This is a genomic window from Ramlibacter aquaticus (assembly GCF_015159745.1).
In the GTDB taxonomy this organism is placed as follows: domain Bacteria; phylum Pseudomonadota; class Gammaproteobacteria; order Burkholderiales; family Burkholderiaceae_C; genus Ramlibacter; species Ramlibacter aquaticus.
This window is the reverse complement of the sequence record NZ_JADDOJ010000055.1, coordinates 1-26,469: the sequence shown is the minus strand read 5'-3', so window position 1 is coordinate 26,469 and position 26,469 is coordinate 1. Positions and strand designations below refer to the sequence as shown.

The 26,469-nt window shown below is 70.5% G+C and carries 19 protein-coding genes; 11 read left to right on the top strand and 8 right to left on the bottom strand.

Features of this window, described 5'->3' with window-relative positions; all coding sequences use genetic code 11:
• A partial coding sequence (locus IM725_RS13450) for an MBG domain-containing protein (RefSeq protein ID WP_227753799.1) occupies window positions 1-3,336 on the top strand: 3,336 nt, incomplete at its 5' end.
• 85 nt (window positions 3,337-3,421) lie between these two features.
• Here the strand turns inward: IM725_RS13450 and IM725_RS13445 are convergent.
• The 3 genes from IM725_RS13445 to IM725_RS13435 are packed head-to-tail and all read right to left on the bottom strand — an operon-like array spanning window position 3,422 to window position 6,086.
• Complete coding sequence (locus tag IM725_RS13445; RefSeq protein ID WP_193781115.1) at window positions 3,422-4,135, bottom strand: molybdate ABC transporter substrate-binding protein; 714 nt, start codon at window positions 4,133-4,135, stop codon at window positions 3,422-3,424.
• Window positions 4,135-5,109, bottom strand: coding sequence for a Bug family tripartite tricarboxylate transporter substrate binding protein (locus tag IM725_RS13440; RefSeq protein ID WP_193781114.1), 975 nt, complete (start codon window positions 5,107-5,109; stop codon window positions 4,135-4,137). The genes IM725_RS13445 and IM725_RS13440 overlap by 1 nt, the downstream gene beginning before the upstream one ends.
• Window positions 5,109-6,086 carry a Bug family tripartite tricarboxylate transporter substrate binding protein gene (locus IM725_RS13435; protein WP_193781113.1) on the bottom strand — a complete coding sequence of 326 codons (978 nt, stop codon included), beginning with the start codon at window positions 6,084-6,086 and terminating at the stop codon, window positions 5,109-5,111. The genes IM725_RS13440 and IM725_RS13435 overlap by 1 nt, the downstream gene beginning before the upstream one ends.
• Window positions 6,087-6,171: 85 nt before the next feature.
• Here IM725_RS13435 and IM725_RS13430 point away from each other — a divergent pair, with 85 nt between their 5' ends.
• On the top strand, window positions 6,172-7,047 hold the full coding sequence (locus tag IM725_RS13430) for a fumarylacetoacetate hydrolase family protein (protein WP_193781112.1): 876 nt from the start codon (window positions 6,172-6,174) through the stop codon (window positions 7,045-7,047).
• A gap of 39 nt (window positions 7,048-7,086) precedes the next feature.
• Here IM725_RS13430 and IM725_RS13425 read toward each other — a convergent pair whose 3' ends face one another.
• Together IM725_RS13425 and IM725_RS13420 are read right to left on the bottom strand one after the other, a co-directional pair.
• The gene (locus IM725_RS13425; RefSeq protein ID WP_193781111.1) at window positions 7,087-8,949 is read right to left on the bottom strand and encodes a bifunctional acetyl-CoA hydrolase/transferase family protein/GNAT family N-acetyltransferase; all 1,863 of its coding nucleotides are present in this window, start codon (window positions 8,947-8,949) and stop codon (window positions 7,087-7,089) included.
• Window positions 8,950-9,061: 112 nt separating this feature from the next.
• A complete protein-coding gene (locus IM725_RS13420; protein ID WP_193781110.1) occupies window positions 9,062-9,535 on the bottom strand; it encodes a YqaA family protein in 474 nt (157 codons plus the stop codon).
• A gap of 140 nt (window positions 9,536-9,675) precedes the next feature.
• On the opposite strand from IM725_RS13420, the gene dusB reads away from it, so the two are divergent.
• The 3 genes from dusB to purH are packed head-to-tail and all read left to right on the top strand — an operon-like array spanning window position 9,676 to window position 12,519.
• Complete coding sequence (dusB, locus tag IM725_RS13415; RefSeq protein ID WP_193781109.1) at window positions 9,676-10,722, top strand: tRNA dihydrouridine synthase DusB; 1,047 nt, start codon at window positions 9,676-9,678, stop codon at window positions 10,720-10,722.
• Entirely contained in the window at window positions 10,719-10,958 is a 240-nt protein-coding gene (locus IM725_RS13410) for a Fis family transcriptional regulator (RefSeq protein WP_193781108.1), read from the top strand. Before dusB ends, IM725_RS13410 begins: the two co-directional genes overlap by 4 nt.
• Before the next feature lie 7 nt (window positions 10,959-10,965).
• Window positions 10,966-12,519, top strand: a complete 1,554-nt coding sequence (gene purH / locus IM725_RS13405; RefSeq protein ID WP_193781107.1) for a bifunctional phosphoribosylaminoimidazolecarboxamide formyltransferase/IMP cyclohydrolase — start codon at window positions 10,966-10,968, stop codon at window positions 12,517-12,519.
• 94 nt (window positions 12,520-12,613) lie between these two features.
• On the opposite strand, the gene hemL is transcribed toward purH, so the two are convergent.
• The gene (gene hemL / locus IM725_RS13400) at window positions 12,614-13,918 is read right to left on the bottom strand and encodes a glutamate-1-semialdehyde 2,1-aminomutase (protein WP_193781106.1); all 1,305 of its coding nucleotides are present in this window, start codon (window positions 13,916-13,918) and stop codon (window positions 12,614-12,616) included.
• Complete coding sequence (thiD, locus tag IM725_RS13395) at window positions 13,902-14,840, bottom strand: bifunctional hydroxymethylpyrimidine kinase/phosphomethylpyrimidine kinase (protein ID WP_193781105.1); 939 nt, start codon at window positions 14,838-14,840, stop codon at window positions 13,902-13,904. The genes hemL and thiD overlap by 17 nt, the downstream gene beginning before the upstream one ends.
• Window positions 14,841-14,958: 118 nt before the next feature.
• Here thiD and IM725_RS13390 point away from each other — a divergent pair, with 118 nt between their 5' ends.
• The 6 genes from IM725_RS13390 (at window position 14,959) to IM725_RS13365 (ending at window position 24,989) form a co-directional block, all read left to right on the top strand.
• Window positions 14,959-15,111, top strand: a complete 153-nt coding sequence (locus IM725_RS13390) for a rubredoxin (RefSeq protein WP_193781116.1) — start codon at window positions 14,959-14,961, stop codon at window positions 15,109-15,111.
• 72 nt (window positions 15,112-15,183) lie between these two features.
• Complete coding sequence (locus tag IM725_RS13385) at window positions 15,184-15,579, top strand: response regulator (RefSeq protein ID WP_193781104.1); 396 nt, start codon at window positions 15,184-15,186, stop codon at window positions 15,577-15,579.
• The gene (locus tag IM725_RS13380) at window positions 15,579-15,944 is read left to right on the top strand and encodes a response regulator transcription factor (RefSeq protein WP_193781103.1); all 366 of its coding nucleotides are present in this window, start codon (window positions 15,579-15,581) and stop codon (window positions 15,942-15,944) included. Before IM725_RS13385 ends, IM725_RS13380 begins: the two co-directional genes overlap by 1 nt.
• Window positions 15,945-15,974: 30 nt before the next feature.
• A complete protein-coding gene (locus IM725_RS13375; RefSeq protein ID WP_193781102.1) occupies window positions 15,975-16,505 on the top strand; it encodes a chemotaxis protein CheW in 531 nt (176 codons plus the stop codon).
• A gap of 25 nt (window positions 16,506-16,530) precedes the next feature.
• Entirely contained in the window at window positions 16,531-18,783 is a 2,253-nt protein-coding gene (locus tag IM725_RS13370; RefSeq protein ID WP_193781101.1) for a methyl-accepting chemotaxis protein, read from the top strand.
• The gene (locus IM725_RS13365; protein ID WP_193781100.1) at window positions 18,780-24,989 is read left to right on the top strand and encodes a hybrid sensor histidine kinase/response regulator; all 6,210 of its coding nucleotides are present in this window, start codon (window positions 18,780-18,782) and stop codon (window positions 24,987-24,989) included. The genes IM725_RS13370 and IM725_RS13365 overlap by 4 nt, the downstream gene beginning before the upstream one ends.
• Here IM725_RS13365 and IM725_RS13360 read toward each other — a convergent pair.
• Complete coding sequence (locus tag IM725_RS13360; RefSeq protein ID WP_193781099.1) at window positions 24,950-26,440, bottom strand: cryptochrome/photolyase family protein; 1,491 nt, start codon at window positions 26,438-26,440, stop codon at window positions 24,950-24,952. The two genes, IM725_RS13365 and IM725_RS13360, sit on opposite strands and share 40 nt — an antisense overlap.
• Between the last annotated feature and the right edge of the window lie 29 nt (window positions 26,441-26,469).

Genomic DNA, 26,469 nt, shown 5'->3' with positions numbered 1-26,469 from the left:
GTGGGCGGCTTTGCCGGTGCCGTCGCCGGTTCGGTGGCCGATGCCTACTTCAACGGCAACCTGAGCGTGGGCGACGGCAGCACCGTGGTCGCAGGCTTCGCCGGCGAAAACCGGGGCAGCATCGCCCGCGCCTACACCGACAGCAGCCTGCCCCGTGACGCGGCGGGCGCCGTCAGCGCGCCGGGTTTCGTGGCCGACAACAGCGGCAGCGTGGTCCTCAGCCATTACAACCTCACCCGCAGCGGCACCCCCATCGCGGTGAGCAGCGGCGACGCCTCGGGCATAGACGGCCTGGATGCCGCGGCGATGAAGCAGTCCGCCAACTTTCCGCAGTGGGACTTCAGCCCCACCGGGCCCTGGTTCATCTACGAGGGCCGCACCGACCCCCTGCTGGGCCACCTCATGACCCCGGCGACAGTCACGGTCATCGCGCCTGATGCGAACGCCACCTACTCGGGGCTGGCCCAGACCCTGGGGGGGCCGGCGCGCGTGGTCGTCACCCTGGCCGACGGCACGCCCGGCAACCCGAACCTGGTCTCCGGCACCCGCCTGACGACCTCAGACGGCAACCCGGCGGTGAACGCCGGCAGCTACGACTGGATCGCGGCGGGCGCTTACTCCTCGCAGCGGGGCTACCTGTTCCGCTCCGTGGACACCCAGGGTGGCCACATGACCATCGCCCCGGCGCCGCTGACCGTCACCGCCAACGACGACAGCAAGCCCTACAACGCCGGCGTGCAGGGCAGCGACAAGGGGGCAAGCTTCAGCGGCTTCGTGAACGGGGAGGGGCCCGCCCAGCTGACGGGTTCACTGGGGGTCAGCGGCGGCGGCAAGGACGCAGGCACCTACGCCCTCACGCCCGGTGGGGTCAGTTCCTCGAACTACAACCTGCAGTTCCAGGGCGGCAAGCTCACGATCACGCCCGTGCCGCTCACGGTCACCGCCAACGACGACAGCAAGACCTACAACGGTGCGGTGCAGACGGGCGACAAGGGTGCCCGCTACAGCGGCTTCGTGGGTGGCGATGGCGCGGCCGACCTGGGAGGCACCCTGCTCATGGGCGGTGGTGGCAAGGACGTGGGCACCTACCTCATCACGCCCGGGGGGCTGAAGTCCTCCAACTACAGCATCAGCTACGGCGACGGCCAGATCACCATCACGCCTGCGCCGCTGCGGGTGACCGCCAACGACGACAGCAAGACCTACAACGCCAGCCTGCAGGGCAGCGACAAGGGCGCGAGCTACAGCGGCTTCGTGGGGGGCGACGACGCCAGCCAGCTCGCGGGCACGCTGAGCGTCAGCGGCACGGGCAAGGACGCCGGGACCTACCCGCTCACGCCCGGTGGCCTCAGTGCCAGGAACTACGACCTGCAGTTCGCAAACGGCACGCTCACCATCACGCCGGCCCCCCTCAAGGTCACGGCCAACGACGAGAGCAAGACCTACAACGCCAGCATTCAGAGCAGCGACAAAGGGGCGAGTTACAGCGGCTTCGTAGGTGGCGATGACGCCAGCCAGCTCGCGGGTACCCTGAGCGTGAGCGGCAGCGGCAAGGACGCCGGCAGCTACGTCCTCACGCCCGGCGGCCTGACGGCCAGGAACTACGACCTGCAGTTCTCGAACGGGACGCTGACCATCAACCCCGCGCCTCTCACCGTCACGGCCAACAACGACAGCAAGACTTACAACGGCGTCGTGCAGACGGGTGACAAGGGCGCGAGCTTCAGCGGCTTCGTGGGTGCCGAAGGCGCGGCCGACCTGGGCGGCATCCTGGTCATGAGCGGCGGCGGCAAGGACGTGGGCAGTCACGCCGTCACGCCCGGGGGGCTGACGTCCTCCAACTACAGCATCCGCTTTGCCGACGGCCAGATCACCATCACGCCCGCGCCGCTGCTCGTGACGGCCAACGACGACCGCAAGACCTACAACGGCGCCGTGCAGACGGGCGACAAGGGCGCGAGCTTCAGCGGCTTCGTGGGGGCCGACGGCCCGGCTGCGCTGGGCGGGGCCCTGGTCATGAGCGGCGGCGGCAAGGACGTGGGCAGCTACGCCTTCACGCCCGGGGGCCTGACGTCCTCCAACTACAGCATCCGCTATGCCGACGGCCTGGTCACCATCGACCCGGCACCGTTGGTGGTCAAGGCCAACGACGACAGCAAGACCTACAACGGCGGCGTCCAGTCCAGCAGCCAGGGCGTCAGCTTCCGTGGCTTCGTCGGCAACGATGGCGAGGCGCAACTGCGCGGCAACCTGACGCTCAGCGGCTCGGGCAAGGACGTGGGACGCTATGTCGTCATCCCGGGGGGCGTGGGCGCCACCAACTACGTCATCCGCTTCGCCAGTGGCAGCCTGGTCATCACGCCCGCCCCGCTCACGGTCACGGCCGAAAGCGACAGCAAGGTGTACAACGGCGCCGTCCAGGGCAGCGACAAGGGGGCCCGCTTCAGCGGCTTCGTGGGCGGTGAGGGCGCCGCACAGCTGGGTGGCACGCTCAGCGTGAGCGGTGGTGGCCGCAACGTCGGCAGCTACACGCTCACGCCCGGCGGCCTGAGCAGCGCGAACTATGCGCTGCGTTTCGTCGACGGGCAGATCACGATCACCCCCGCACCCCTGCAGGTCACGGCCAACGATGCCTCCAAGACCTACGACGGCAAGCCCTACGACGGCCGTGCCGGCGCGAGCTACGCCGGCTTCGTGGGCGGCGATGGCGTGACGCAGCTGGAGGGCTCGCTGGCGTTCAGCGGCGGTGGCACGGACGTGGGACGCTACAGCATCACCCCCGGCGGGCTCAGCGCCACCAACTACAGCCTGCAGTTCGCCAACGGCCAGCTCACCGTCACCCCGGCACCGCTGTCGGTGACGGCGAACGACGCCACCCGGCGTTCCGGCGACGGGCCCTTCACCGGCGGCAACGGCGTGCGCTTCAGCGGCTTCGTGCCCGGCGAGGGTCCGGGCCAGCTGCGCGGGTCCCTGGGCTTCAGCGGCGACTCGCAGGGCGCCACGCAACCCGGCACCTACCTCATCGTTCCTGGCGGCCTGGAGGCCGGCAACTACACGATCCGCTTCCTGCCCGGCAGCCTGGTCATCACGAAGTCCATCGCATCCGACCTCCCCGTGGACGCCCCCACACTGGAGCGCGTCACCGGCATTTCCGAGACGGACGACACGGTGGGCAGCGCCGGCACGGCCAGCCTGGGCAACGGCGCGCCCGCGCTCCGTCCCCTGCTCCCCGGCCAGCCACACCTGTGCATCGAGCCGGGCTTCCTGCGCCTGGAGGGCGAAGACCGCAGCGCCGACCGGCAGGTCTGCCGCCAGCCGGAGCAGCCGGCCAGCTGAGTCGCCTCGTCGCCGGGTTGCCTGGCTCAGCGCTCCCGGCGCGGGCCGGGCGGTGGCGGGCGCTCGCCCCTTCGACGCTTCTGGCTCAGGCCACGCGGAAGCCGCAGGCCTGCCGCGCCGCCGCGGCCTCTTCGCCGGCCAGCAGCGCCACCAGCGCCGCCGCCGCGTCGGCGTCGCGGGCCCGGGAGCACACCGCCGCGGTGTAGACCGTGGCCAGTTCGAACTCCTTGGGCAACAGGCCCACCAGCTGCACGCCCGGCGTGTTCAGGATCTCGGTGACCTGCGTGCAGCCGACCGAGCCCGGCGCGCCCGAGGCCGCCATCTCACCCATCGCCGTCGCGCCGTTGGGAAAAGTACGCCAGCTGGCCTGCGAGGCGTCCAGGCCCAGCGCCCCCAGCACCTTGCGAAAGTGGATGCCGGCCGTGGCCTTGACCGGGTCAGGGAAGTAGATGCCCGGTGCCGCCTGCAGCGCGGCCTTGAGCGAGGCGGCCGTCGCCACGTCGGGTGCGGCCTCCCCGGCGCGGACAGCCACGCCCGTGTACACGGCGCCCATCGGTCGCGCGGAGCCCGGCTGCACCCAGCCCTGGGTGGTGAGCTCGTCGATCAGCGCCTGCGTGAGGATCAGCACGTCGCAGGCCGCGCCGCCCAGCAGCTTGTCGCGCATCGCGCCCACCGCGCCGAAGCTGCCGCCCAGGCCCAGGCCCGTGCGCGACTGGAAGCGGTCCTTCATCTGGCCGACCAGGCCTTGCGCGGCGCCGCCGCTGAGGATCTGGAGTTCGTTCTGTGTGGCTTCTTGCATCAATCGACCTTGATTCCTGCGCTGCGGATCAGCCGCGCCCATTTGGCGATGTCATTCTCGATGTACTTGTCGAAGGCCGCCGCGCCCATGAACAAGGGCGTGGCGCCCTGCCTGGCCCAGAGCTGGCGGATCTCCGGCAAGGCGGTGACGTGGGTCACGGCCTCGTTCAGCTTGTCGATCACGGGGCGTGGGGTGCCATGCGGCGCTTCCAGGCCCAGCCAGATCGTGGCCTCGTACTTGGGCACGCCGGCTTCGTCCAGGGTCGGCACCTCGGGCAGCACGGTGGAGCGCTGCAGGCCGGTGGTGCCCAGCGCGCGCACCTTGCCGGCCCGCACGTGCTCGGCCATGGTGGTGACCGCATCGAACATCAGGTCCACCTGGCCGCCCAGCACGTCGGTGCGGGCCGCCGAGCTACCCCGGTAGGGGATGTGGACCAGGTGGATGCCGGCCATGCTCTTGAGCAGCTCACCGGCCATGTGGTACGGCGTGCCCGGCCCGGAGGAGGCGTAGTTCAGCTTGCCGGGGCGCTCCTTGGCGAGGCGCAGCAGGTCCTTCAGGTTGTTGACGGGCACCGAGGGGTGGGCCACCAGCACCAGGTCCGAGAAGTTGATCGGTGCCACGCCGCTGAAATCGCGGGTCAGCACGAAGGGCTTGTTGGGGATCAGCGTCTCGTTCACCGTGTGCGCGTTGGACATCAGCAGCAGCGTGTAGCCGTCGGGCGGCGACTTGGCGGCGTAGTCCGTGCCCACGACCGAGCCGGCGCCCGGCCGGTCCTCGATGACGAAGGGCTGGCCCAGCATCTCCTGCAGCTTCTGGCCCACGGCGCGCGCGTACACGTCGGCCGGGCCGCCGGCGGCGAAGGGCACGACGATCCTCACCGGGCGCGACGGCCACGCGGCCTGGGCGCGGGCCGCCAGGCCGCTCAAGGCCAGCCCCGAGGCGGCGGCGCGCAGCAGGGTGCGGCGGCGGGCCATCATTCCACCTTCCCCATCTTCTTCACGACCTCGGCCATGCGCTTCGCGTCGGCCTGCACGTACTTCTCGAAATCGGGCGTGTCCTGGTAGAGGATGGGGCTGCCGGCGCTGAGGATGGCTTCGCGCACGCGCGCATCGTTCGCGGCGGCGCGCGCCGCCATGCGCAGGCGCTGGGCCACGGCCTCCGGCGTCGCGGCCGGGATGAACAGGCCGGACCATTGCGCGTACTCGGCGTTGTAGCCCGCGTCCTTGAGCGAAGGCACGTCCGGCAGCACTTCCAGCTTGCCCGTGCCCCAGTGCGCCAGCACGCGCACCTTGCCGGCCTTGACCTGCTGAAGCACGGTGGCCGGGCCGGTGGAGACGGCCTGGATCTGGCCGCTCAGCAGCGCCACCACGGCCGGGCCCGCGCCGGTGAATGGGATGTGCGTGAGCTTCACGCCGGCATCCTGCGCGAGGATTTCCATGGGCACGTGCATGGTGCCGTAGTTGCCGGACGAGCCGTAGTTGATGGTGCCCGGGTGCTTGCGCGCGTCCTCGATGAAATCACGCACCGTCTTCCAGGGCGCGTCGGCGCGCACGGCCAGCACCGTCGGGTCGGCGGTGAAGCGCGCGATGGGGCGCAGCTGGTTCATGGCGTACATGGGCGCGCGGCTGAGGATGTGGTCTGCCTCGGGCAGCACCGTGAACGAGGAGAGCGCCATCAGCAGGGTATAGCCGTCCGCGGGCGCGCGCGCCACCCAGCCGATGCCGATGCCCCCGCCGGCGCCGGCGCGGTTTTCCACCACCACCGGCTGGCCGAGGTCGCGCCCCATGGCCTCGGCCACCGGCCGGGCCACGATGTCCGCCAGGCCGCCGGGCGGGAAGGGCACCACCAGGCTGATCGCCTTGGTCGGGTAACCACCCTGCGCAAACGCGGGCGCCACCGCAAGCCCCCCTGAAAGGGCGCCCAGGGCGGCCATGAAGTCTCGTCTTAGCATGACTGCGTCTCCAGCTTGTTTGTTAGCATGCTAGCTTCACGAGCGCCTGCGGGCGACTCAGAGTTTCCCCCATGAGGAGCCCCCCATGAGAATCGCTGCCTATCGCGATGGCGGCCGTGTCCGCACCGGCCTGGTCGCGCCCGACCTGCAATCCATCCTCCCGCTCGCGCTCACGGACGAGCAGCACGCGCGCGGTGCCCTGGCCGTGGTCGAGATGCTGGCCGAAGGCCGCAGCCTGCCGGGCACGGGCGCGCCGGTCGCCATCGGTGCGGTCGAGCTGCTGGCGCCCATCCCGCAGCCGCGCCGCAACATCTTCTGCGTGGGCAAGAACTACCACGCGCATGCCAAGGAGTTCGCGGGCAGCGGTTTCGACAGCAGTGCCAAGTCGGGCGGCGAGATCCCGCAGCACCCCATCATCTTCACCAAGGTGCCCGAGTGCGTGGTCGGGCCGGCGCAGGACATCGTCATCCCCGCGGCCGTCTCCACGGCCATCGACTACGAGGCCGAGCTGGCGGTCGTCATCGGCCACGGCGGCAAGGGCATCCGCAAGGCCGACGCGATGAAGCACGTGTGGGGCTACACCATCGTCAACGACGTGACCGCGCGCGACTGGCAGAGCCGCCACCAGCAGTGGGACATGGGCAAGTCCTTCGACACCTTCTGCCCCATGGGCCCCTGGCTGGTGAGCGCCGACGAATGCGACGGCGCCGCCACGCGCGTGCGCTGCTGGGTCAACGGCGAACTGCGCCAGGACGCGCAGACGCCGGACCTGATCTTCGACATTCCCACGCTGATCGAAACCCTCTCGGCCGGCATCACGCTGTACCCCGGCGACATCATCGCGACCGGCACGCCGGTGGGCGTGGGGATCGGATTCAACCCGCCGAAGTATCTGAAGGCAGGGGATGTGGTGAAGGTGGAGATCGACGGGATCGGGGTGCTGGAGAACCCGGTGCGGTGAGGGCCACCGAGATGCGAGAAACGCTGACGCTCCAAGTGTTCAAAACAAGGTCGTCACGTACACCGTATCCTCGTCCCGCTCCACCTGGATCTTGTCCGACCCCTTCCTCGCCAGCGCGATCATCTTCGCGTTGGCCGGCAAAATCTCCGCGACGAACCCGCGCAGCCCGCGCCCCTTCGCATGCTCCGTCAGCCGCACCTGCAAGGAGGTGCCCAGCCCCGTGCCTTGCCAGCTCGGGTCGATCATGAAGGCGGTCTCGGCCAGGTTGGTCGAGGGGTTGATGAAGTAGCAGGCCTGGCCGACCACATGCTCGTTCTCGCGCGGGCCCTGCACAGCGACGAAGGCCACCTCGGTCTCGTAGTTCAGGTTGCACAGCCGCTGCACTTCCTTGTTGGAGAGGCTGCGCAGGCGGCGGAAGAAGCGGGTGAAGATGTCGTCCGCCGGCATGCTGTGGAAGAGCGCGCGTATGCCTTCCGCGTCCGATGCGCGGGCCGGACGCAGCCGCACCTGCTTGCCGTTCTTCAGGCCCACCATGCGCTCCTCCTCCACCGGGTAGTCGCGCATGCTCTGCAGCGTCTGGTCGGGCGCGAGGTAGCCCAGGCGCTTGGCCTCCTCCAGAAGCTGCGGCCTGAACTTCGGGTGCGCGATGTCGATCAGTGCCACCGCGCGGTCGCCGATGGATTTACCGAACAGGTAGGCGATGCCGAACTCGGTCACCACGTAGTGCACGTCCGTGCGCGCGACGGACACGCCTTCGCCCGCCAGCAGCAGCGGCCGGATGCGCGAGGTCTCGCCGTCGTCCGTGGTGGAGCGCAGGCAGATGATGGGCTTGCCCCCGGGCGAGCGCGCCGCGCCCTGCAGGAATTCCACCTGCGCGCCCAGCCCGCCGTAGAACTCGCCGCCGAACTGGTCCGAGCACACCTGCCCCGTGAGGTCGACCGCGAAGGCCTGCGCCACCGAGACCAGCTTCTGCTGCGCCGCCAGCTTCTGCGGGTCGCACACCGACTCCAGCGGCTCGAAGGAGAAGAGCGGGTTGCGGTCCAGCAGCTTGTAGAGCCGCTGGGTGCCCAGCGCGAAGCTGGTCACCACCTTGCCGCGCTCCACCGTCTTCTCGCGCCCGGTGAGGATGCCCTTCTCCAGCAGCGGAATGATCGCGTCCGTCACCACATCGGAGTGGATGCCCAGGTCGCGCCGGTCCTCCAGGTACTTCAGCGCCTCGTTCGGGATGCGGCCCAGCCCGATCTGCAGCGTGGAGCCGTCGTCGATGATGCCGGCGATGTAGCGGGCGATGCGGTGCACCACCTCGTCCGAAACCGGCGGGTGCACGTACTCGGTCACAGGCCCTTCCACCACCACCATCTTGTGGATGCGACCCACGTGCAGCATGGAGTTGCCCATGGTGCGCGGCATGGCGGGGTTGACCTCGGCGATCACCAGCTTCGCGTTCTCCACCGCCGAGGCCACGATGTCGACCGAGACGCCCAGGCTCACGTAGCCGAACTCGTCGGGTAGCGAGACCTGGATGAAGGCCACGTCGACCGGCAGGCGACCGATGGCGAACAGGCGCGGCACCTGCGCGAGCGAGATGGGCACGTACTCGGCCTGGCGCTCCTTCACCAGTTCGCGCGCTTCGGAGCCGACGAAGAACACCTCGTGCCTGTACTTGCTGCGCACCCGGCCCTGTTCGTCGCGCCGCAGCGCGTCGGTGGTGAGGAAGTAGGTGAGCTGGACGTCGTCGGGCGGGGCCGCGAGGTTTTCGAGCGCGGCCACCAGCGTCTTGGGCGTGGCGCAGCCGGTGCCCACAAAGACGTGCTGCCCGTGCTGCACCAGCCGCGCCGCGGCCTCCGCCGTGATGATCCTGGCCTCGTGCTCGCGCGGGAAGTTCGCGGTGGTCTCAGGCATGCCCGTCTCCTTGTGTGTCTGCTGCGGCAGGCGGGCTGGACTGCCCCGCGTGCAAGCAATCTGACAAAGTCGGCGGCGCGGCCGAGTCACCAAGGAGACAGTTCGGGCGGGTTCAGGCGTTCCCGGGGAAGAAGTGCAGCAGCACGGTCGTCATCACGATATAGCGCAACAGCTTGCCGACGAGCATGTAGAAGGTGCAGGGCCACAGGGGCAGCCGCAGCCAGCCGGCCACGGCGCACAGTGGGTCGCCCACGATGGGCAGCCAGGCCAGCAGGCAGGCCTTGGGCCCCAGGCGCTGCAGCCACTCGGCCGCCTTGGCGTGCGACTTCGAATGGCGGTACTTGTCGACCACCTCATGCGCGCCGTAGCCCATCCACCAGTCCACCATGCCGCCCAGGGTGTTGCCCAGCGTCGCCACGAGGATGGCCGGCCAGAACAGGTCCGGGTTGAGGCGCAGCAGGCCGTACAGGGCCGGCTCGGAGCCCACCGGCAGCAACGTGGCCGAGATGAAGGCGGCCAGGAACAGCGTCGTCAGCCCGTACTTGGGCAGCGAGAGGATGCGCAGCAGCGGGTCCAGCCATTCCATGCTGTGCCCAGTATAGGGATGCGCGGGCTGGGCCGCGACTGTGACGCGGCGGGCGTGCGCCGGTTCGCGGCTGGCGCCCCGGCCGGCCGCAGGGCATACAATCGTGCCTCATTTTTCAGCAAGCCCCCCCCGGAACCCCCATGCGCATCGGCCACTTCACGCTGGCGAACAACCTGTTCGCGGCCCCGATGGCCGGGGTCACGGACCGGCCCTTTCGTCAGCTGTGCCGGCGCCTGGGCGCGGGCTACGCGGTCAGCGAGATGGTGACCTCGCGGCGTGACCTGTGGAACAGCCTCAAGACCTCGCGCCGCGCCAACCACGAGGGCGAGCCCGGCCCGGTAGCGGTGCAGATCGCCGGCACCGAGGCGCCCATGATGGCCGAGGCAGCCGTCTACAACATCGAGCGTGGGGCCCACATCATCGACATCAACATGGGCTGCCCGGCCAAGAAGGTCTGCGACAAGTGGGCCGGCTCCGCCCTGATGCAGGACGAGCCGCTGGCGGTGTCCATCGCGCGCGCCGTGGTCGCGGCCTGCGCACCGCACGGCGTGCCGGTGACGCTGAAGATGCGCACCGGCTGGTCACAGGCGAACCGCAACGCCGTGGCGCTGGCCCGTGCCTTCGAGGACGTGGGCGTGCAGATGCTGACGGTGCACGGCCGCACGCGCGAGCAGGGCTACAAGGGCCGGGCCGAGTACGACACCATCGCGCAGGTCAAGCAGGCGGTGCGCATCCCGGTGGTGGCCAACGGCGACATCGACTCCCCGCACAAGGCGCGCGAGGTGCTGGCCGCCACGGGCGCCGATGCGCTGATGATCGGCCGCGCGGCCCAGGGCCGGCCCTGGATCTTCCGCGAGATCGGCCATTTCCTGGACACGGGCGAGACGCTGGCCCCGCCGCTGGTGGCCGAGGTGCGCCGCCTGTTGCTGGAACACCTGCAGGACCACTACGGCCTGTACGGCGAGTGGACGGGCGTGCGCAGCGCGCGCAAGCACATCGCCTGGTACGTGCTGGGGCTGCCGGGCGCGGACGCGTTCCGCCGCCACATGAACACCATCGAATCCGCCGACGCGCAACTCGCGGCGGTGGCCGGTTTCTTCGACGAACTCGGGGACACCATGGACCGCATGCCGGCGACGAGCCCGCGAGCGGCCGACGAAGAAAAGACTGCGCTGGAGACGCAATGAGCAAGAAGCACATCGAGGAGTGCGTGCGCACGAGCCTGGAGGGGTATTTCAAGGACCTGCGCGGCACCGAGCCGGACGGCATGTACGAAATGCTGGTCAAGGCGGTGGAGAAACCGCTGCTCGAGGTGGTGATGGCCAAGGCCGACAACAACCAGTCCAAGGCCGCCGAATGGCTGGGCCTGAACCGCAACACCCTGCGCAAGAAACTGCTCGAACACCGAATCCTCAAAAGCTGACCGCCCCATGAACGCACTCATCTCCGTCTCCGACAAGACCGGCATCGTCGAGCTCGCGCGCGCGCTGCACGGTGCGGGCCTGCGCCTGCTCTCCACCGGCGGCACCGCCAAGCTGCTCGCCGACAACGGCCTGCCCGTCACCGAGGTGGCCGACATGACCGGCTTCCCCGAGATGCTGGACGGCCGCGTGAAGACGCTGCACCCCAAGGTGCACGGCGGCCTGCTCGCCCGGCGCGACCTGCCCGCGCACATGGCTGCGCTGCAGGAACACGGCATCGCCACCATCGACGTGCTGGTGGTCAACCTCTACCCCTTCGAGGCCACGGTCGCCAAGCCCGGCTGCACGCTGGAGGACGCGATCGAGAACATCGACATCGGCGGCCCGGCCATGGTGCGCTCGGCGGCCAAGAACTGGAAGGACGTGGCGGTGCTGACCGACGCCTCGCAGTACGCCGGCGTGATCGCCGAGCTGCAGGCCGGCGGCGTGAGCACCAGGACCAAGTTCGCGCTCGCCGTGGCCGCGTTCAACCGCATCAGCAACTACGACGCCGCGATCAGCGACTACCTCTCCAGCCTGCAGGAGGACGGCAGCCGGGGCGACTTCCCCGCACAGTTCAACGGCCGCTTCGTCAAGCTGCAGGACCTGCGATACGGCGAGAACCCGCACCAGCAGGCCGCCTTCTACCGGGACCTGGAGCCGCTGCCCGGCACCCTGGTGACGGCCCGGCAGCTGCAGGGCAAGGAGCTCTCGTACAACAACATCGCCGACGCCGACGCCGCCTGGGAGTGCGTGCGCAGCTTCGAGGTGCCGGCCTGCGTGATCGTGAAGCACGCCAACCCCTGCGGCGTCGCCCTGGGCAAGGACTCGGCCGAGGCCTACGCCAAGGCGTTCCAGACCGACCCGACCTCCGCCTTCGGCGGCATCATCGCGCTGAACCGCGAGGTCGATGGCGCGGCCGCGCAGGCGATCTCCAAGCAGTTCGTCGAGGTGCTGATGGCGCCGGCCTTCACGCCCGAGGCGCTGGAGGTATTCAAGGCCAAGGCCAACGTGCGCGTGCTGCAGATCGAGCTGCCGGCCGGTGCGCCGCAGCGAAATGCCTTCGACCTGAAGCGCGTGGGCTCGGGCCTGCTGGTGCAGAGCGCGGACAACCACGCGCTGCAGCTGGCCGACCTGAAGGTGGTGACCAAGAAGCAGCCCACCGCCGAGGAGCTGCGCGACCTGCAGTTCGCCTGGAACGTGGCGCAGTACGTGAAGTCCAACGCCATCGTCTTCTGCAAGGGCGGCATGACCCTGGGCGTGGGCGCCGGCCAGATGAGCCGTGTGGACTCCGCGCGCATCGCCAGCATCAAGGCGGCCAATGCCGGCCTGTCGCTGGCCGGCAGCGTCGTCGCCAGCGATGCCTTCTTCCCCTTCCGCGACGGCCTGGACGTGGTGGTGGATGCGGGCGCGAGCTGCGTGGTGCAGCCCGGCGGGAGCATGCGTGACAACGAGGTGATCGCCGCGGCGGACGAGCGCGGCGTGGCCATGGTGTTCACCGGCGTGCGGCACTTCCGGCACTGAGCGGGTACCTGCCTGGCAGCCATGAAAAAACCGGGCAGCGGCCCGGTTTTTTGTTGGGCGCCGCGGCGGAACGCGACGCAGGTCCGCGCGGCCGTCAGCGCGCCGCGAACACCGCTTCCGCCGCCGCCACGGTCTCGGCGATGTCCTGCGCCGTGTGCGCCGCGCTCACGAAGCCGGCCTCGTACAGCGCGGGGGCGATGTACACGCCGCGGTCCAGCAGGCCGTGGAACAGGCGGTTGAAGGCGGGGCTGTCGCTCTTCATCACCGCGCCGTAGTTCTGCGGCAGCTCGGGCAGCAGGAAGAAGCCGAACATGCCGCCTTCGCAGTCGGCGCTGAAGCCCACGCCCTGGCGCGCCGCGGCGGCCTTCAGGCCGTCGACCAGCGAGCGGGTCGATGCGCCCAGCGTCTCGTAGAAGCCGGGTTTGGAGATTTCCTTGAGCGTGGCCAGGCCGCAGGCCGTGGCGACCGGGTTGCCCGAGAGCGTGCCGGCCTGGTAGACCGGGCCCAGCGGCGCGAGCTGCTCCATCACGGCGCGCGCGCCGCCGAAGGCCGCCAGCGGCATGCCGCCGCCGATCACCTTGCCCATCACCGTCATGTCGGGCGCGAAGCCGGGGATCTGCTTCGCGTAGACCGACTGCGCACCGCCGAGCGCGACGCGGAAGCCGGTCATCACCTCGTCGAACACCAGCAGGGCGCCGTGCTGCGTGCACAGCTCGCGGCAGCGCTTCATGAAGTCGACCTGCGCCCGCACGAAGTTCATGTTGCCGGCGATCGGCTCGATCATGAGGCAGGCGATGTCCTTGCCGTGCAGCGCGAAAGCCTCCTCGAGCTGGGCGACGTTGTTGTACTCCAGCACCAGCGTGTGCTGCACGACTTCGGGCGGCACGCCCGCGCTGGTGGGGTTGCCGAAGGTGGCCAGGCCCGAGCCGGCCTTGACCAGCAGCGCGTCGGCGTGGCCGTGGTAGCAGCCTTCGAACTTGATGATCTTGGGCCGGCCGGTGAAGCCGCGCGCCAGGCGCAGCGCGCTCATGGCGGCCTCGGTGCCCGAACTGACCAGGCGCACCATCTCGACGGACGGAACCCGTTCACAGATCGCTTCGGCCAGCTCGATCTCGCGCTCGGTGGGCGCGCCGAAGGAGAAGCCTTCGACCGCGGCCTTCTGCACCGCTTCCAGCACGGCCGGGTGGCCGTGGCCCAGGATCATGGGCCCCCAGGAACCGATGTAGTCGATGTAGCGCTGGCCGTTGGCGTCCCAGAAGTAGGCGCCCTGGGCGCGCTGCACGAAGCGCGGCGTGCCGCCGACGGCGCGGAAGGCCCGCACGGGGGAGTTGACTCCGCCGGGGATGCGCTGGCGCGCGCGTTCGAAGAGTTGCTGGTTGCGGTCAGTGTTTGGTGTCATGGGCGGGCATGTCGAGCACTTGCAGGGCCTGCGCCTGTTCCGCCGTCGGCGGCTCGGCGCTTTCGTCTTCCTCCGGCTCGGCCCAGAAGAAGCGGTCGGGCACCACATGGCCCATGCCGGGGCGGAAGCCCGCGTCCAGGCAGCGGTCCAGGTAGGCCAGCGATTCGGTGGTGGCCGACGCGAGGTCGGCGCCGCTCGCGACCAGCGCCGCGAGGGCGGCCGAGAGCGTGTCGCCCGCGCCTGCGAAGGCGGCCTCGAAGCGTTCGAAGCGCTCGCTGGTCAGCACCGCCTGCGGCGTCGCGAGCACGTTGTCGATGAACTGGTCGGGCAGGGGGATGCCGGTCACCAGCGTGTAGGGCACGCCGAATTCGGCCGCCGCCTTGGCGATCTCGCGCGCGCCCGGCGGACGCTCGCCTTCCCACTCGGGCAGCAGCCAGCGAAGCAGGGTGCTGTGGTTTCCCACCAACACGGTCGTTTGGGGGAGCAGCAGCTCCTTGAAGGCGTCCTGGTACTGGTCCGCCAGCGACTCGTCCCACCAGGCCAGGCCCGGCATGTAGGCGATCAGCGGCACCTCGGGGTAGTCGGCGGCGATCTCGGCGATGGCGCTCACGGTCTCGGGAGAACCGACGAAGCCGACCTTGAAGACCAGCGCGGAAACGTCCTCGAGGATGGCGCGCGCCTGCTCCGACACCGCGTCCTCGTCGAAGGCGAAATGGTCGAAGACTTCGGCCGTGTCGCGTGCGTAGGCGCCGGTCACGACGGGCAGCGCATGCGCGCCCACCGAGGCCATGGTGGCGATGTCGGCGGCCAGGCCGCCCGCGCCACTGGGGTCGCTCGCGTTGAAGGCGATGACACAGGCCGGGCCGCTGTCTTCAGCAGCTTCTGCGTCGCCCTCGGTCTCGGGAAATGTTGGCTGGGTCATAGGGCTGGATCATGCTGCCGCGTGAAGAAGTCGCATGGCAGCAAGGCCCCTCGATACAATCGTTGCATTCTATTCGAAGGCCCTTTAAGCTGTGTCTGAACCTGAAACGAAAACCTGGATGTGCCTGATCTGCGGCTGGATCTACGACGAAGCCGCTGGAGACCCCGATCATGGCATCGCACCCGGCACGCCGTGGTCGCAAGTCCCCATGAACTGGACCTGCCCCGAGTGCGGCGCGCGCAAGGAGGATTTCGAGATGGTGGCGATCTGACGGGCGGCAGCAAGTCAGTACCGAACCGATGATGCCGCCCCCCAGCAGTTACAAGGACAGGAGCAGCGTCAATTGAGCACCACGGGTCTGAAGGTGTTGGTCATCGATGACAGCAACACCATCCGCCGCAGTGCGGAGATTTTTCTCAAGCAGGGCGGTCACGACGTGATGCTGGCCGAAGACGGGTTCGATGCCCTGGCCAAGGTCAACGACTACCAGCCCCACCTGATCTTCTGCGACATCCTCATGCCGCGGCTGGATGGCTACCAGACCTGCGCGATCATCAAGCGCAACGCCAAGTTCGCATCGGTCCCGGTCGTGATGTTGTCGTCCAAGGACGGCGTTTTCGACAAGGCGCGCGGGCGCATGGTCGGTTCCCAGGATTACCTGACCAAGCCGTTCACCAAAGACCAGCTGCTGCAGACCGTCCAGCAGTTCGGTGCCGCGCAGCAACAAGGAGCGATCTGATGGCAATCAAGAAGGTGCTGGTCGTGGATGATTCCAAGACCGAGCTGATGTTCATGACCGACCTGCTGCAGAAGCAGGGCTTCGCGGTGCGCACCGCGGAGAGCGCCGAGGACGCCTTCAAGCGCCTCGCCGAAGACCGCCCCGACCTGATCCTCATGGACGTGGTGATGCCCGGCCAGAACGGCTTCCAGCTGACCCGCTCCATCACCCGCGACCCGCTGTACACCGGCATCCCCATCATCATGTGCACCAGCAAGAACCAGGAGACCGACCGGGTCTGGGGCATGCGACAAGGCGCACGCGACTACGTCACCAAGCCCGTCGACGCCGACGAGCTGATGGCGAAGATCAAGGCCCTGGGCTGACGCGCCGCGTCCTGCTGACGGTCCCGATCGATGGCGCATCGCGAAGCCCTGCGTGAACTCCAGAGCCGGCTCGCCAGCCGGCTCCAGACCGCCCGGACCGAAGGCGTGCAGGCCTCCTGGCTCGCCGTCGAGGCGGGCGGGCGAAACTTCCTGTTCCCGCTCGCCCAGTCGGGCGAGATCTTTCCGCTGGCCAGTGCCATGCCGGTGCCCTACACGCGGCCCTGGTTCATGGGCGTGGCCAACCTGCGCGGCGGCCTCTTCGGCGTGATCGACCTGGCCGGCTACGTCGACGACGCCGCACCCCGGCCCCGCAGCGAAGCAGCGCGCGCGGACTGCCGCCTCATCGCGCTGAACACCGCGCTCGAACTCAACTGCGCCCTGCTCGTCGACCGGCTCGCCGGCCTGCGCAACGCCGCCGCCTTCGCGTCGTCGTCGCCCGCCGACGAAGGCGCCCCCCCGTTTTTTGGCACCCGGTTCACGGACGCCGCCGGCAGGCACTGGCAGGAGATCAACCTCCAGGCCCTGGCCCAGCAGCCCCGTTTCCTGAGCATCAGCGACTGACGCACGTTCCCACAAGGCCCGCACCATGTCCGTCTTCGACACACTTTCGAGACTCTTCTCCCGGAAACCCGCCGACGCCGAAAGCACGGCCGCCCTCAGCCTGGGGATGCCCGACGGGTCCATCGACCCGCTCGCCTCCCACGAGCCGCAGGGCCGGGGCGACACCGCGCTGCCCGATGCGCTGGAGCCCGTGGAAGACTCTGGCGAGGCCGACCTGATCTCCGTGCCGGTCCTGGGCCGGCGCAGCACGGTGGTCCACCAGCGCATCCTGTTCGCGCTGCTGGCGGTCTCGCTGCTGGTGCTGGCCTCGGTCGCGATCTACGCAGTGAACCAGGCCGACAAGGTCGCCCAGCAGGTGGCCGGTACCGGCCAGTCGCTGATGCAGTCGCAGCGCCTTGCAAAGAGCGTGTCGCAGGCCCTGGTGGGCAGCCCGCAGGCCTTCCCCGACGTGAAGGAAAGCGCCGACGTGCTGGCGCGCACCGTGCGCGGCCTGAAGGCCGGCAACGACGAGATGCGCCTGCAGCCCGTGGTCGGTGACCTGCAGGCCGAGGTCGACAAGGTCACGCCCCTGATGGAGCGCGCCGAGAAGAACGCCAAGACCGTGATGGGCCAGGAGAAGATCCTGACCCAGGTAGGCACCGCGCTGCGCACCATCAACCGCCAGTCCTCCGACCTGCTGGAGATCGCCGAGACGGTGTCCTCGCTGAAGCTGCAGCAGAACGCGCCGCCGGCCGAACTGTCCGCCGCCGGCCAGCTGGTCATGCTGACCCAGCGCATCGGCAAGTCGGCCAACGAGTTCGTGACCATGGAAGGCGTGTCCCCCGAGGCCGTGTTCCTGCTCGGCAAGGACCTGAACTCCTTCAAGGAAATCGCCCAGGGCCTGATGGACGGCAGCGCCGACCTGCGCCTGAACGGCAGCAAGGACCCGCAGACGCGCGAGCGCCTGGACGCGCTGCTCAAGACTTACGAGCAGACCCGCAGCCAGGCGGGCGCCATCCTGGGTAACCTGCAGGGCCTGGTGTCCGCGCGTGAAGCGCAGGTGTCCATCATTGCCGACAGCGAGCCGATGCGCCGCGCCCTGGAAGACCTGCAGGCCAGGCTGCAGGCCCAGGCCGGCCTGGGCGCCGGTGCGCTGGCCGCGCTGTTCCTGTCCTCGGTCTTCGCCATCCTGTGCGCGGTGGGCCTGGCCTACGTGCAGCTGCAGGACAGCCGCAAGCGCCAGATGGTGGCCGAGGCGCAGCGGCTGGAAGCCGAGCGCCAGGAGGCCGAGGCCAAACGCGTGAACGACGCCAACCAGGCGGCCATTCTTCGCCTCATGAACGAACTGCAGACGGTGGCCGAAGGCGACCTGACGCAGGAAGCCACCGTGACCGAGGACATCACCGGCGCCATCGCCGACTCGGTGAACTACACGGTGGAAGAACTGCGGCAGCTGGTGGGCAACGTGCAGAACACGGCGACCCGCGTGGCGCAGACGACGGCGCAGGTGGAGAGCACCTCCACCGAGCTGCTCGCAGCCTCCACCGAGCAGCTGCGCGAGATCCGCGAAACCGGCCAGTCCGTGCTCGACATGGCCGGCCGGATCAACCAGGTGTCCGGCCAGGCCCAGGAGTCGGCCAAGGTGGCGCGCCAGTCGCTGCAGGCCGCGGAGTCCGGCCTGCAGGCGGTGCAGAACGCGATCGGCGGCATGAACGCCATCCGCGACCAGATCCAGGAAACCTCCAAGCGCATCAAGCGGCTGGGCGAGTCCTCGCAGGAGATCGGTGAAATCACCGAGCTGATTTCCGACATTACCGAACAGACCAACGTGCTGGCGCTGAACGCCGCCATCCAGGCGGCCTCCGCCGGCGAGGCCGGCCGAGGCTTCTCGGTGGTGGCGGAAGAAGTGCAGCGGCTGGCCGAGCGCTCCGCCGACGCGACGCGTCAGATCTCGGCGCTGGTGAAGACCATTCAGACCGACACGCAGGACGCGGTGGCCGCCATGGAGCGTTCCACCCAGGGCGTGGTGGAGGGGGCCAAGCTGTCCGACAACGCCGGCACCGCGCTGGCCGAGATCGACCAGGTGTCGCGCCGTCTCGCCGAGCTGATCGAGAACATCTCCCGCACGGCGGCCCGCGAGGCCGACTCCGCCAACGTGGTGGCCGGCAACATCCAGCACATCTTCGCCGTGACCGAGCAGACCGGCGAGGGCACCCGCTCCACCGCCCAGCAGGTGCGCGAACTCTCGCGCATGGCGGAGGAGCTGCGTCAGTCCGTGGCGCGGTTCAAGATCGCATGACCACGGACCTCGACCTGGCCACCACGGACCTGGGCCCGCTGGCCTGGGTCCTGGACGAGCTTCGCAAGTCGCTCGATTCCGCCTCGGCGGCGCTGCGCCGCTTCGTGCGCGACACCGGGCTCGCCCGGGGCACGGACATGGCCTCGGTCGACGGCGGCCAGCTGCGCATCGCGCGCCAGCAGCTGCACCAGGCGGTGGGTGCCCTGGAGATGGTGGGCCTGCCCGCGCCGGCGGACGTCCTGCGCTCCATGGAAGCGGCGGTGCAACGCTTCGTGGACCATCCCGAGCTGTGCAGCGAAGCCGCCGCGGCCAAGGTCGAACGCGCGGGCTTCGCGCTGACCGAATACCTGGAGGCGCTGCTGCTGGGCAAGCCGGTGTCGGCGGTGGCGCTGTTCCCCCAGTTCCGCGACACCCAGGAGCTGGCCGGTGCCGACCGCATCCACCCGGCGGACCTGTGGGCGCTGGCCTGGCGCTGGCAGGACCCCGAGACCCCGCCGCCCCGGGCGCAGCTGGTCTACGACCCTGCCGTGCGTTCGCGCATGGACCAGGCGGTGCTGCGCATCATGAAGTCGGGCGACACCGAGGCCGCACGCGAGCTGTCGGACACCTGCCTGGCCCTGGCGGGCACCCAGACGCAGCGCGCCTCGCGCGTCTTCTGGAAGATCGCCGCGGCCTACTTCGAGGCCATGGCGCAGTCCATGCTGCCGCTGGACCTGTACGTCAAGCGCGGCGGCTCGCGCATCCTGCAGCAGTACGCGACCCTCGCCAAGGGCGACCCCGCGGTGTCCGACCGCCTCGCGCAGGACCTGCTCTTCTACTGCGCCCAGGCCGTGCCCTCCAGCCCGGCCGCCGCGCCAGTGCTGGCCGCCGTGCGCGCCGCCTGGGACCTGGACCGCTTCAAGCCCGTCGATTACCAGACGCCGCAGTTCGGCCGCCACGACCCCGCGCTGCTCGCCCAGGCGCGCAAGCGCATCAGCGCCGCGAAGGATGGCTGGTCCGCGCTGTCCGGTGGCGACCTGTCCAAGCTGCGCCACGTGGCCGACCAGTTCGGCGCGGTGAGCGAGTCCCTGATCAAGCTGCATCCGGGCAGCGTTCCGCTGGCCCAGGCCCTGGCCACCACGGTGGACAACGTGGTGCGCACCGGCCGTGCGCCCTCGGCCGAGCTGGCCATGGAAGTGGCCACCGCGGTCCTCTACCTGGAGGCCTCGTTTTCCGACCTGGACCCCACCGACACCACCATGGGCGAACGCACCGCCCGCCTGGCCGAGCGCCTGGCCCAGGTGCGGCAGGGCGGCCAGCCCGCGCCCCTCGAGTCCTGGATGGAGGAGCTGTACCGCCGTGTGAGCGATCGCCAGACCATGGGCAGCGTGGTGGGCGAATTGCGGGGCACGCTGGGTGAGCTGGAGAAGCTGCTCGACCAGTACTTCCGCGACCTGCAGGACAAGACCCCCCTGCGAGAGGCGCCGGGCCACCTGGCCCAGATGCGCGGCGTGCTCACCGTGCTGGGCCTGGACCAGGCCTCGCAGGCGGTGCAGCGCATGCGCGAGACCGTCGAGCAGATCCTGCAGACCGAGGTGGACGAGGAGCGCGCGCGCGCCGCCGGCACCTTCGAGAAGCTGGGCAACAGCCTGGGTGCCCTGGGCTTCCTGATCGACATGCTGAATTACCAGCCTGCGCTCGCGCGCAAGCTGTTCGTGTACGACGAGGCGATGGGCGAGTTGCGGCCGCTGATGGGCCGCAGCGTCGCAGCGCCTGAAGCGGCGCAGCCGCCCGCCGCCCCCGCGCAGGCACCGGTGCCTGCGCACGCGCCCGCGGCGCAGCCTGCAGCCCAGGTGCAAGCGGCCGTGGCCGCCGTGCCCGCCGCGCCCGCGGCCGATGCGCACCAGCCCGTGCTGGCCCCGGCCCCGGCGCCTGCGGTCCAGCCGCCTGCGCCCGCCGCGCCCGCGCCGTCCGCCGCCGAAGAGGACGAAGAACTCCTGCAGATCTTCCTGGAGGAAGCCCGCGAGGTGATCGGCAACGGCCTGGCCGCCCTGCGCGGTCTCGCCGAGAACCCCGGCGACGTGGCCGACCTGACCACGCTGCGGCGCGCGTTCCACACGCTCAAGGGCAGCTCGCGCATGGTCGGGCTGAACGAATTCGGCGAAGCCGCCTGGTCGCTGGAGCAGGTGCTCAACACCTGGCTGGCCGACCAGAAGCCCGCCACCGAGCCCCTGCGGGAACTCTCCCGCCAGGCCATGGAAGGCTTCGGCCGCTGGGTCGAGGCCGTGGCCTCGCGCACCGATGGCGACTGGAAGGCCTCGATGTTCCGCAGCGCGGCCGACGTGCTGCGCACCGAAGGCCGGCTGGTGGCCCTGGCGCTGCCGGCCGAAGGCAGCGCCCATGACGCGGCCGCCGTGGTCGGCGCCGACGCCGCCCTGGCCGACCCGGGCGAGCCCGGCGCGGACGCCCGCGCGCAGGCCTTCGATGCCGCCCTGGTGGCGCGCCTGTCCGTCGAGCCCGGCGAGCTCGAGCAACCGCAAGCTCCGCAGGCCCCTGAATTCGACCTGGCATCGCTGTCGCTCGATCCCGGCACCGCCCCTGCCGAGCCGGCGGCCGCCGAACCTGCACCCGAGGCCCCGGCCGGCGAGCCCGCCTGGGCCCAGGCCCTGGCCGGCCTGGATTTCGACCTGCCGCCCGCGTCTGCAGCCGACGCCGCGCCCGCGAGTCCGGTGGAAGCCGGGGCGGAGGCCCCGGCGGGAGGCACCGCCGACGTCGACCTCGGCGACTTCGATCTCAGCACGCCGGTCGCCGGCGCCGCCGAAGCGCCCGCCGAACCCGAGGCCCCGGCACCCCTGCCGCTGGACATCGAGTCCATCGATTTCGGCAGCCTGCAGGCCCTGGGGGCCGACACGGCCCTTGCCGCTGGCGGCGCCGAGCCGGCCGCGAAAGCGCAACCCACCGACTTCGCCCTGGACCTGGAAGCTCCGGCCGAGGTGCCGGACGCCGTCGAGATGACGGACCTGGACCTCGCCGCCTTCGACCTGGACCTGGCTCCGCCACCGGCGGCGCCCAGCGTCAGCCACGGGCCTGCCGCGTCCGAGACCGGGTTCGAGCCCGTCGAGGTTGCCGCTCCCGAAGCCGAAGCACCGTCCGAGGCCGAAGCCACCCTCACCCCCGGCTGGGCCCTGGCCGAGGCCGCCGCGCAGTCGGCCGAGCCGCCGCCGCTGGAGACCGTGGACGAGCAGGTCAAGGTGATCGGGCCGCTGCGCATCGGCATCCCGCTCTACAACGTCTACCTGAACGAGGCCGACGAGTGGTCGCGCCGCCTGGCCACCGAGATCGCCGAGTGGTCGCTCGAACAGGACAAGCCCGTGCCGGAAGCGGCCGTGGCGCTCGCGCATTCGTTGGCAGGCAGTTCCGCCACTGTCGGCTTCGCCTCGCTGTCCGCCATCGCGCGGGCGCTGGAAGGCGCGCTGGGCCAGGCCCAGAGCCTGGCGTACACGGCGCCGGCGCATGCGCTGGCCTTCAACGAGGCCGCCGAGGAGATCCGGCGCCTGCTGCACCAGTTCGCCGCCGGCTTCCTCAAGGAGGCCAACCCCGAAGTCGTGCAGCAACTGCAGGGCCTGCACGACCTGGACATCCCGCTGCGCGCCGAACTGCCCAGTGGCTTCGGCCTGGGGGCGGAAGAGGCGGCCGCGGCCCTGGCCGAGGCGGAGGAATCCGCTGCCGTGCACGACGCCACGCCCGAGCCGGAGCCCGCCCCGCCTGCGGTGGCGCAGCCCATCGCATTGACGGTGCCGCAGGTGCCGGCCGTGTCCGCCGTGCGCACCGTCACGGGCGAGCAGGAGGGCCATGAGGACATCGACGTCGCCGACGCGGTGGACCCCGACCTGTTCCCGATCTTCGAGGACGAGGCGGTCGAGCTGCTGCCGCAGCTGGGCGGCGCGCTGCGCCAGTGGGCGGCCCGGCCGGAGAACCGCGGTGCCCGCGACGAGAGCCTGCGCACGCTGCACACCCTCAAGGGCAGCGCGCGGCTCGCCGGCGCGCTGCGCCTGGGCGAACTCGCCCACCGCATGGAATCGGACATCGAGCGCCTGGGCAGCGATGGCGTGGCCGCGGCGGATATCGAGACCCTGCTGCACCGCTTCGACATCATCGAGAACACCTTCGAGGCCCTGCGACGTCGGGCGGCGCCCGGCGAGGCCGTGGTGGAGCTGCCGCTGGCCGGTGCGGCCCAGCCCGCCCCGTCCGAGCCGGCCGCGCAGCCCGCGGCCCAGGTCGTGCCGCTTGCGCCCATGGTGCCCGCCGTGGCCCCGGCCGGCGCAGGCCTGGCCTCGCCGCAGCGCCTGGGGGGCCAGGCCGTGCGCGTGCGCGCGGAGCTGCTGGACCGGCTGGTCAACCAGGCCGGCGAGGTGATGATCACCCGCAGCCGCCTGGAGACCGAGCTGCGCCAGCTGCGCAGCTCGCTCACGGACCTCACCGGCAACCTGGACCGCCTGCGCAGCCAGCTGCGCGACATCGAGCTGCAGGCCGAGACGCAGATGCAGTCGCGCCTGGCGCAGGCCAAGGATTCGGCCAGCGGCTTCGACCCGCTGGAGTTCGACCGCTTCACCCGCGTGCAGGAGCTCACCCGCATGATGGCCGAGTCGGTCAACGACGTGGCCACCATCCAGCGCAACATCCAGCGCACCGTCGAAGCGACCGAGGACGACCTGGTCGCCCAGGCGCGCCAGACCCGCGAGCTGCAGCGCGACCTGCTGCGCACGCGCATGGTGGAGTTCGACGGCATCGCCGAGCGGCTCTACCGCGTGGTGCGGCTGGCCTCCAAGGAAACCGGCAAGCAGGTCAAGCTGGACATCGCCGGCGGCACCATCGAGATGGACCGGGGCGTGCTGGACCGCATGACGCCGGCCTTCGAGCACCTGCTGCGCAACTGCGTGGCGCACGGCATCGAAGACCCGGCCCGCCGCGTGCAGGCCGGCAAGGACGCCAGCGGCACCATCCTCATCACGCTGCGCCAGGAAGGCAACGACGTCTCGGTGGAGTTCCGCGACGACGGCGCCGGCCTGGACCTGGCCCGCATCCGCGCGCGTGCCCAGGAGCACGGCCTGGTGGCGCCCGGCGAGGCACTGGACGACGCGGCCGCCGCGCAGCTGATCTTCCAGCCGGGCTTCACCACGGCCAGCGAGGTGACCGAGCTGTCCGGCCGCGGCATCGGCATGGACGTGGTGCGCGCCGAGGTCAACGCACTGGGCGGCCGCATCGAGACCGCCACCAGCGCAGGCCAGGGCACCAGCTTCAAGCTCGTGCTGCCGCTGACCACCGCCGTGACCCAGGTGGTGATGCTGCGCGCCGGCAACCTGGTGGTCGGGGTGCCCGCCAACCTGGTGGAGATCGTGCGCCGTGTCACGCCGGACGACGTCGAGGCCGCCTACGCCAGCAGCAGCTACACCTACGGTGGCGACACGCTGGCCTTCTACTGGGCGGGTGCGCTGCTGCAGTCGTCGCCGCGCAGCACCGAGCCGCCCGGCCGCACGCTGCCGGTGGTGGTGTTCCGAAGCGCGGCCCAACGCGTGGCGGTGCACGTGGACGAAGTGCTGGGCCACCAGGAAGTGGTGGTGAAGAACCTGGGTGCCCAGCTGTCACGGCTGCCTGGCCTGGCCGGCATGTCGCTGCTGGCCTCGGGCGCCGTGGTGCTGATCTACAACCCGGTGGCGCTGGCCACGGTGTACGGCGAGCAGGCCCGTGGCCTGCAGACCGTGGCCGCGGCCGGCGAAGCGCCTGCCGCGGGCTCCGCCGCCGCGCAGGCCCAGGCCCTGGCCGCGGGCGTGGGCGCGCTGGTGCCGCTGGTTCTCGTGGTGGACGATTCCATCACCGTGCGCCGCGTCACGCAGCGCCTGCTGCAGCGCGAAGGCTACCGCGTGGCCCTGGCCGCCGATGGCCTGCAGGCCCTGGAGAGGCTGGCCGACGAGACGCCCGCGGTGGTGCTGTCGGACATCGAGATGCCGCGCATGGACGGCTTCGACCTGGCCCGCAACATCCGCGCCGACGCCCGCCTGAAGGACCTGCCCATCGTGATGATCACCTCGCGCATTGCCGAGAAGCACCGCGAGCACGCCCGTGAACTGGGCGTGGACCACTACCTGGGCAAGCCCTATTCCGAGGACGAGCTGCTCAGCCTGGTGCGTCAGTACTGCACCGCGGCCGGCTTCTTCACCACGGCGTAACGCGCCAGCGTGCGGTCCCGCGCTTCGTCGTGCATGACGATGGGGCGCGGGTAGTCCTTCCCGAGTTCGACGCCGGCGGCTGCGAGGTCCAGCGGCCGCGCCGTCCAGGGCGCGTGCAGGGCGTCACCCTTCAAGCCCGCCAGCTGCGGCAGGTAGCGCAGGATGAAGCGGCCCTCCGGGTCGAACTTCAGGCTCTGGCTCACCGGGTTGAAGATGCGGAAGTAGGGCTGGGCGTCGCAGCCCGAGGACGAGGCCCACTGCCAGCCGCCGTTGTTGGAGGCGAGCTCGTAGTCGTTCAGGTGCAGGGCGAAAAAGCGTTCGCCCAGGCGCCAGTCCAGCCCCAGGTCCTTGGACAGGAAGCTGGCCACCACCATGCGCAGCCGGTTGTGCATGTAGCCCGTGGCCAGCAGCTGCGCCATGGCGGCGTCCACCAGCGGGTAGCCGGTGCGTCCCTCGCACCAGGCCTGGAACAGGGCGTCGGCCTGCGGCCCTTGCTCCCAGGCGATGCGGTCGTACTCCGGCCTGAAGTTGCCTCCCCATCCGGTCTCGTCGGCCACATGCGGGAAGTTCGCCAGCACCTGCATGTAGAAATCGCGCCAGATCAGCTCCGACAGCCAGGTCGAAGCGCCCGCGTCGCCCCGCTGCGCGCGCGCGTGGCCGGCGGCCGCCAGTTCCCGGATCGACAGGGTGCCGAAGCGCAGGTGCACGCCCAGGTAGCTGGGCCCGCGCACGGCCGGGAAGTCGCGCGCCTCGTCGTAGCGGGCCATCCGGGCCTCGAAGTCTGCAAACAGCTTGCGCCCGCCCGCGGTGCCCGCCGGCAGCTCGAGCTGGGACAGGTTGGTGGTTCCGAAGCCGAGCTCGGCCAGGGAGGGCACCCCGCCGGGCATGGGCCGCGGGGCGAGGGCGGCCGCGTACGTCTCCACGGGGTAGGCCCGCAGGTAGAACGCATCGACCTTGGCCAGCCAGCTCTTCTTGTAGGGCGTGAAGACGGTGTAGGGCTTGCCGCCCTGGGTCAGCAGCTCGTCGCGCTCGAAGACCACGTGGTCCTTGAAGCCGTGCAGCGTGCGGCCGTCGGCCGAGAGCGCCCGTGCGACCTCGCCGTCGCGCGCCAGGGCCGGCTTTTCGTCGTCGCGGTTGGCGAACACGGCCTGCGCGCCCAGGCGGGCGGCCAGCGCCGGAATGGCCGTGGCGGCGTCCTCGTGCAGCACGATCAGGCCGCCCTGGCCCTGCGGCGACAGCGCGCGCAGGGTCGCGTCGAGTTCCACCAGGCTCTCGCGGATGAACTCCACCCGGCGGTCCCGCCGCGGCAGCGGGTCCAGGATGGCGCGGTCGAAGACGAACACGCAATGCACCTGCCGGCAGCTCTTGAGCGCCTGGTACAGGGCGGCGTTGTCATGGGCGCGCAGGTCGCGCCGGAACCACATCAGGCCAGTGTCGTAGTGCGCGGGCATTCGGGGGCTGTTGGGGGGAGGGACGGCAC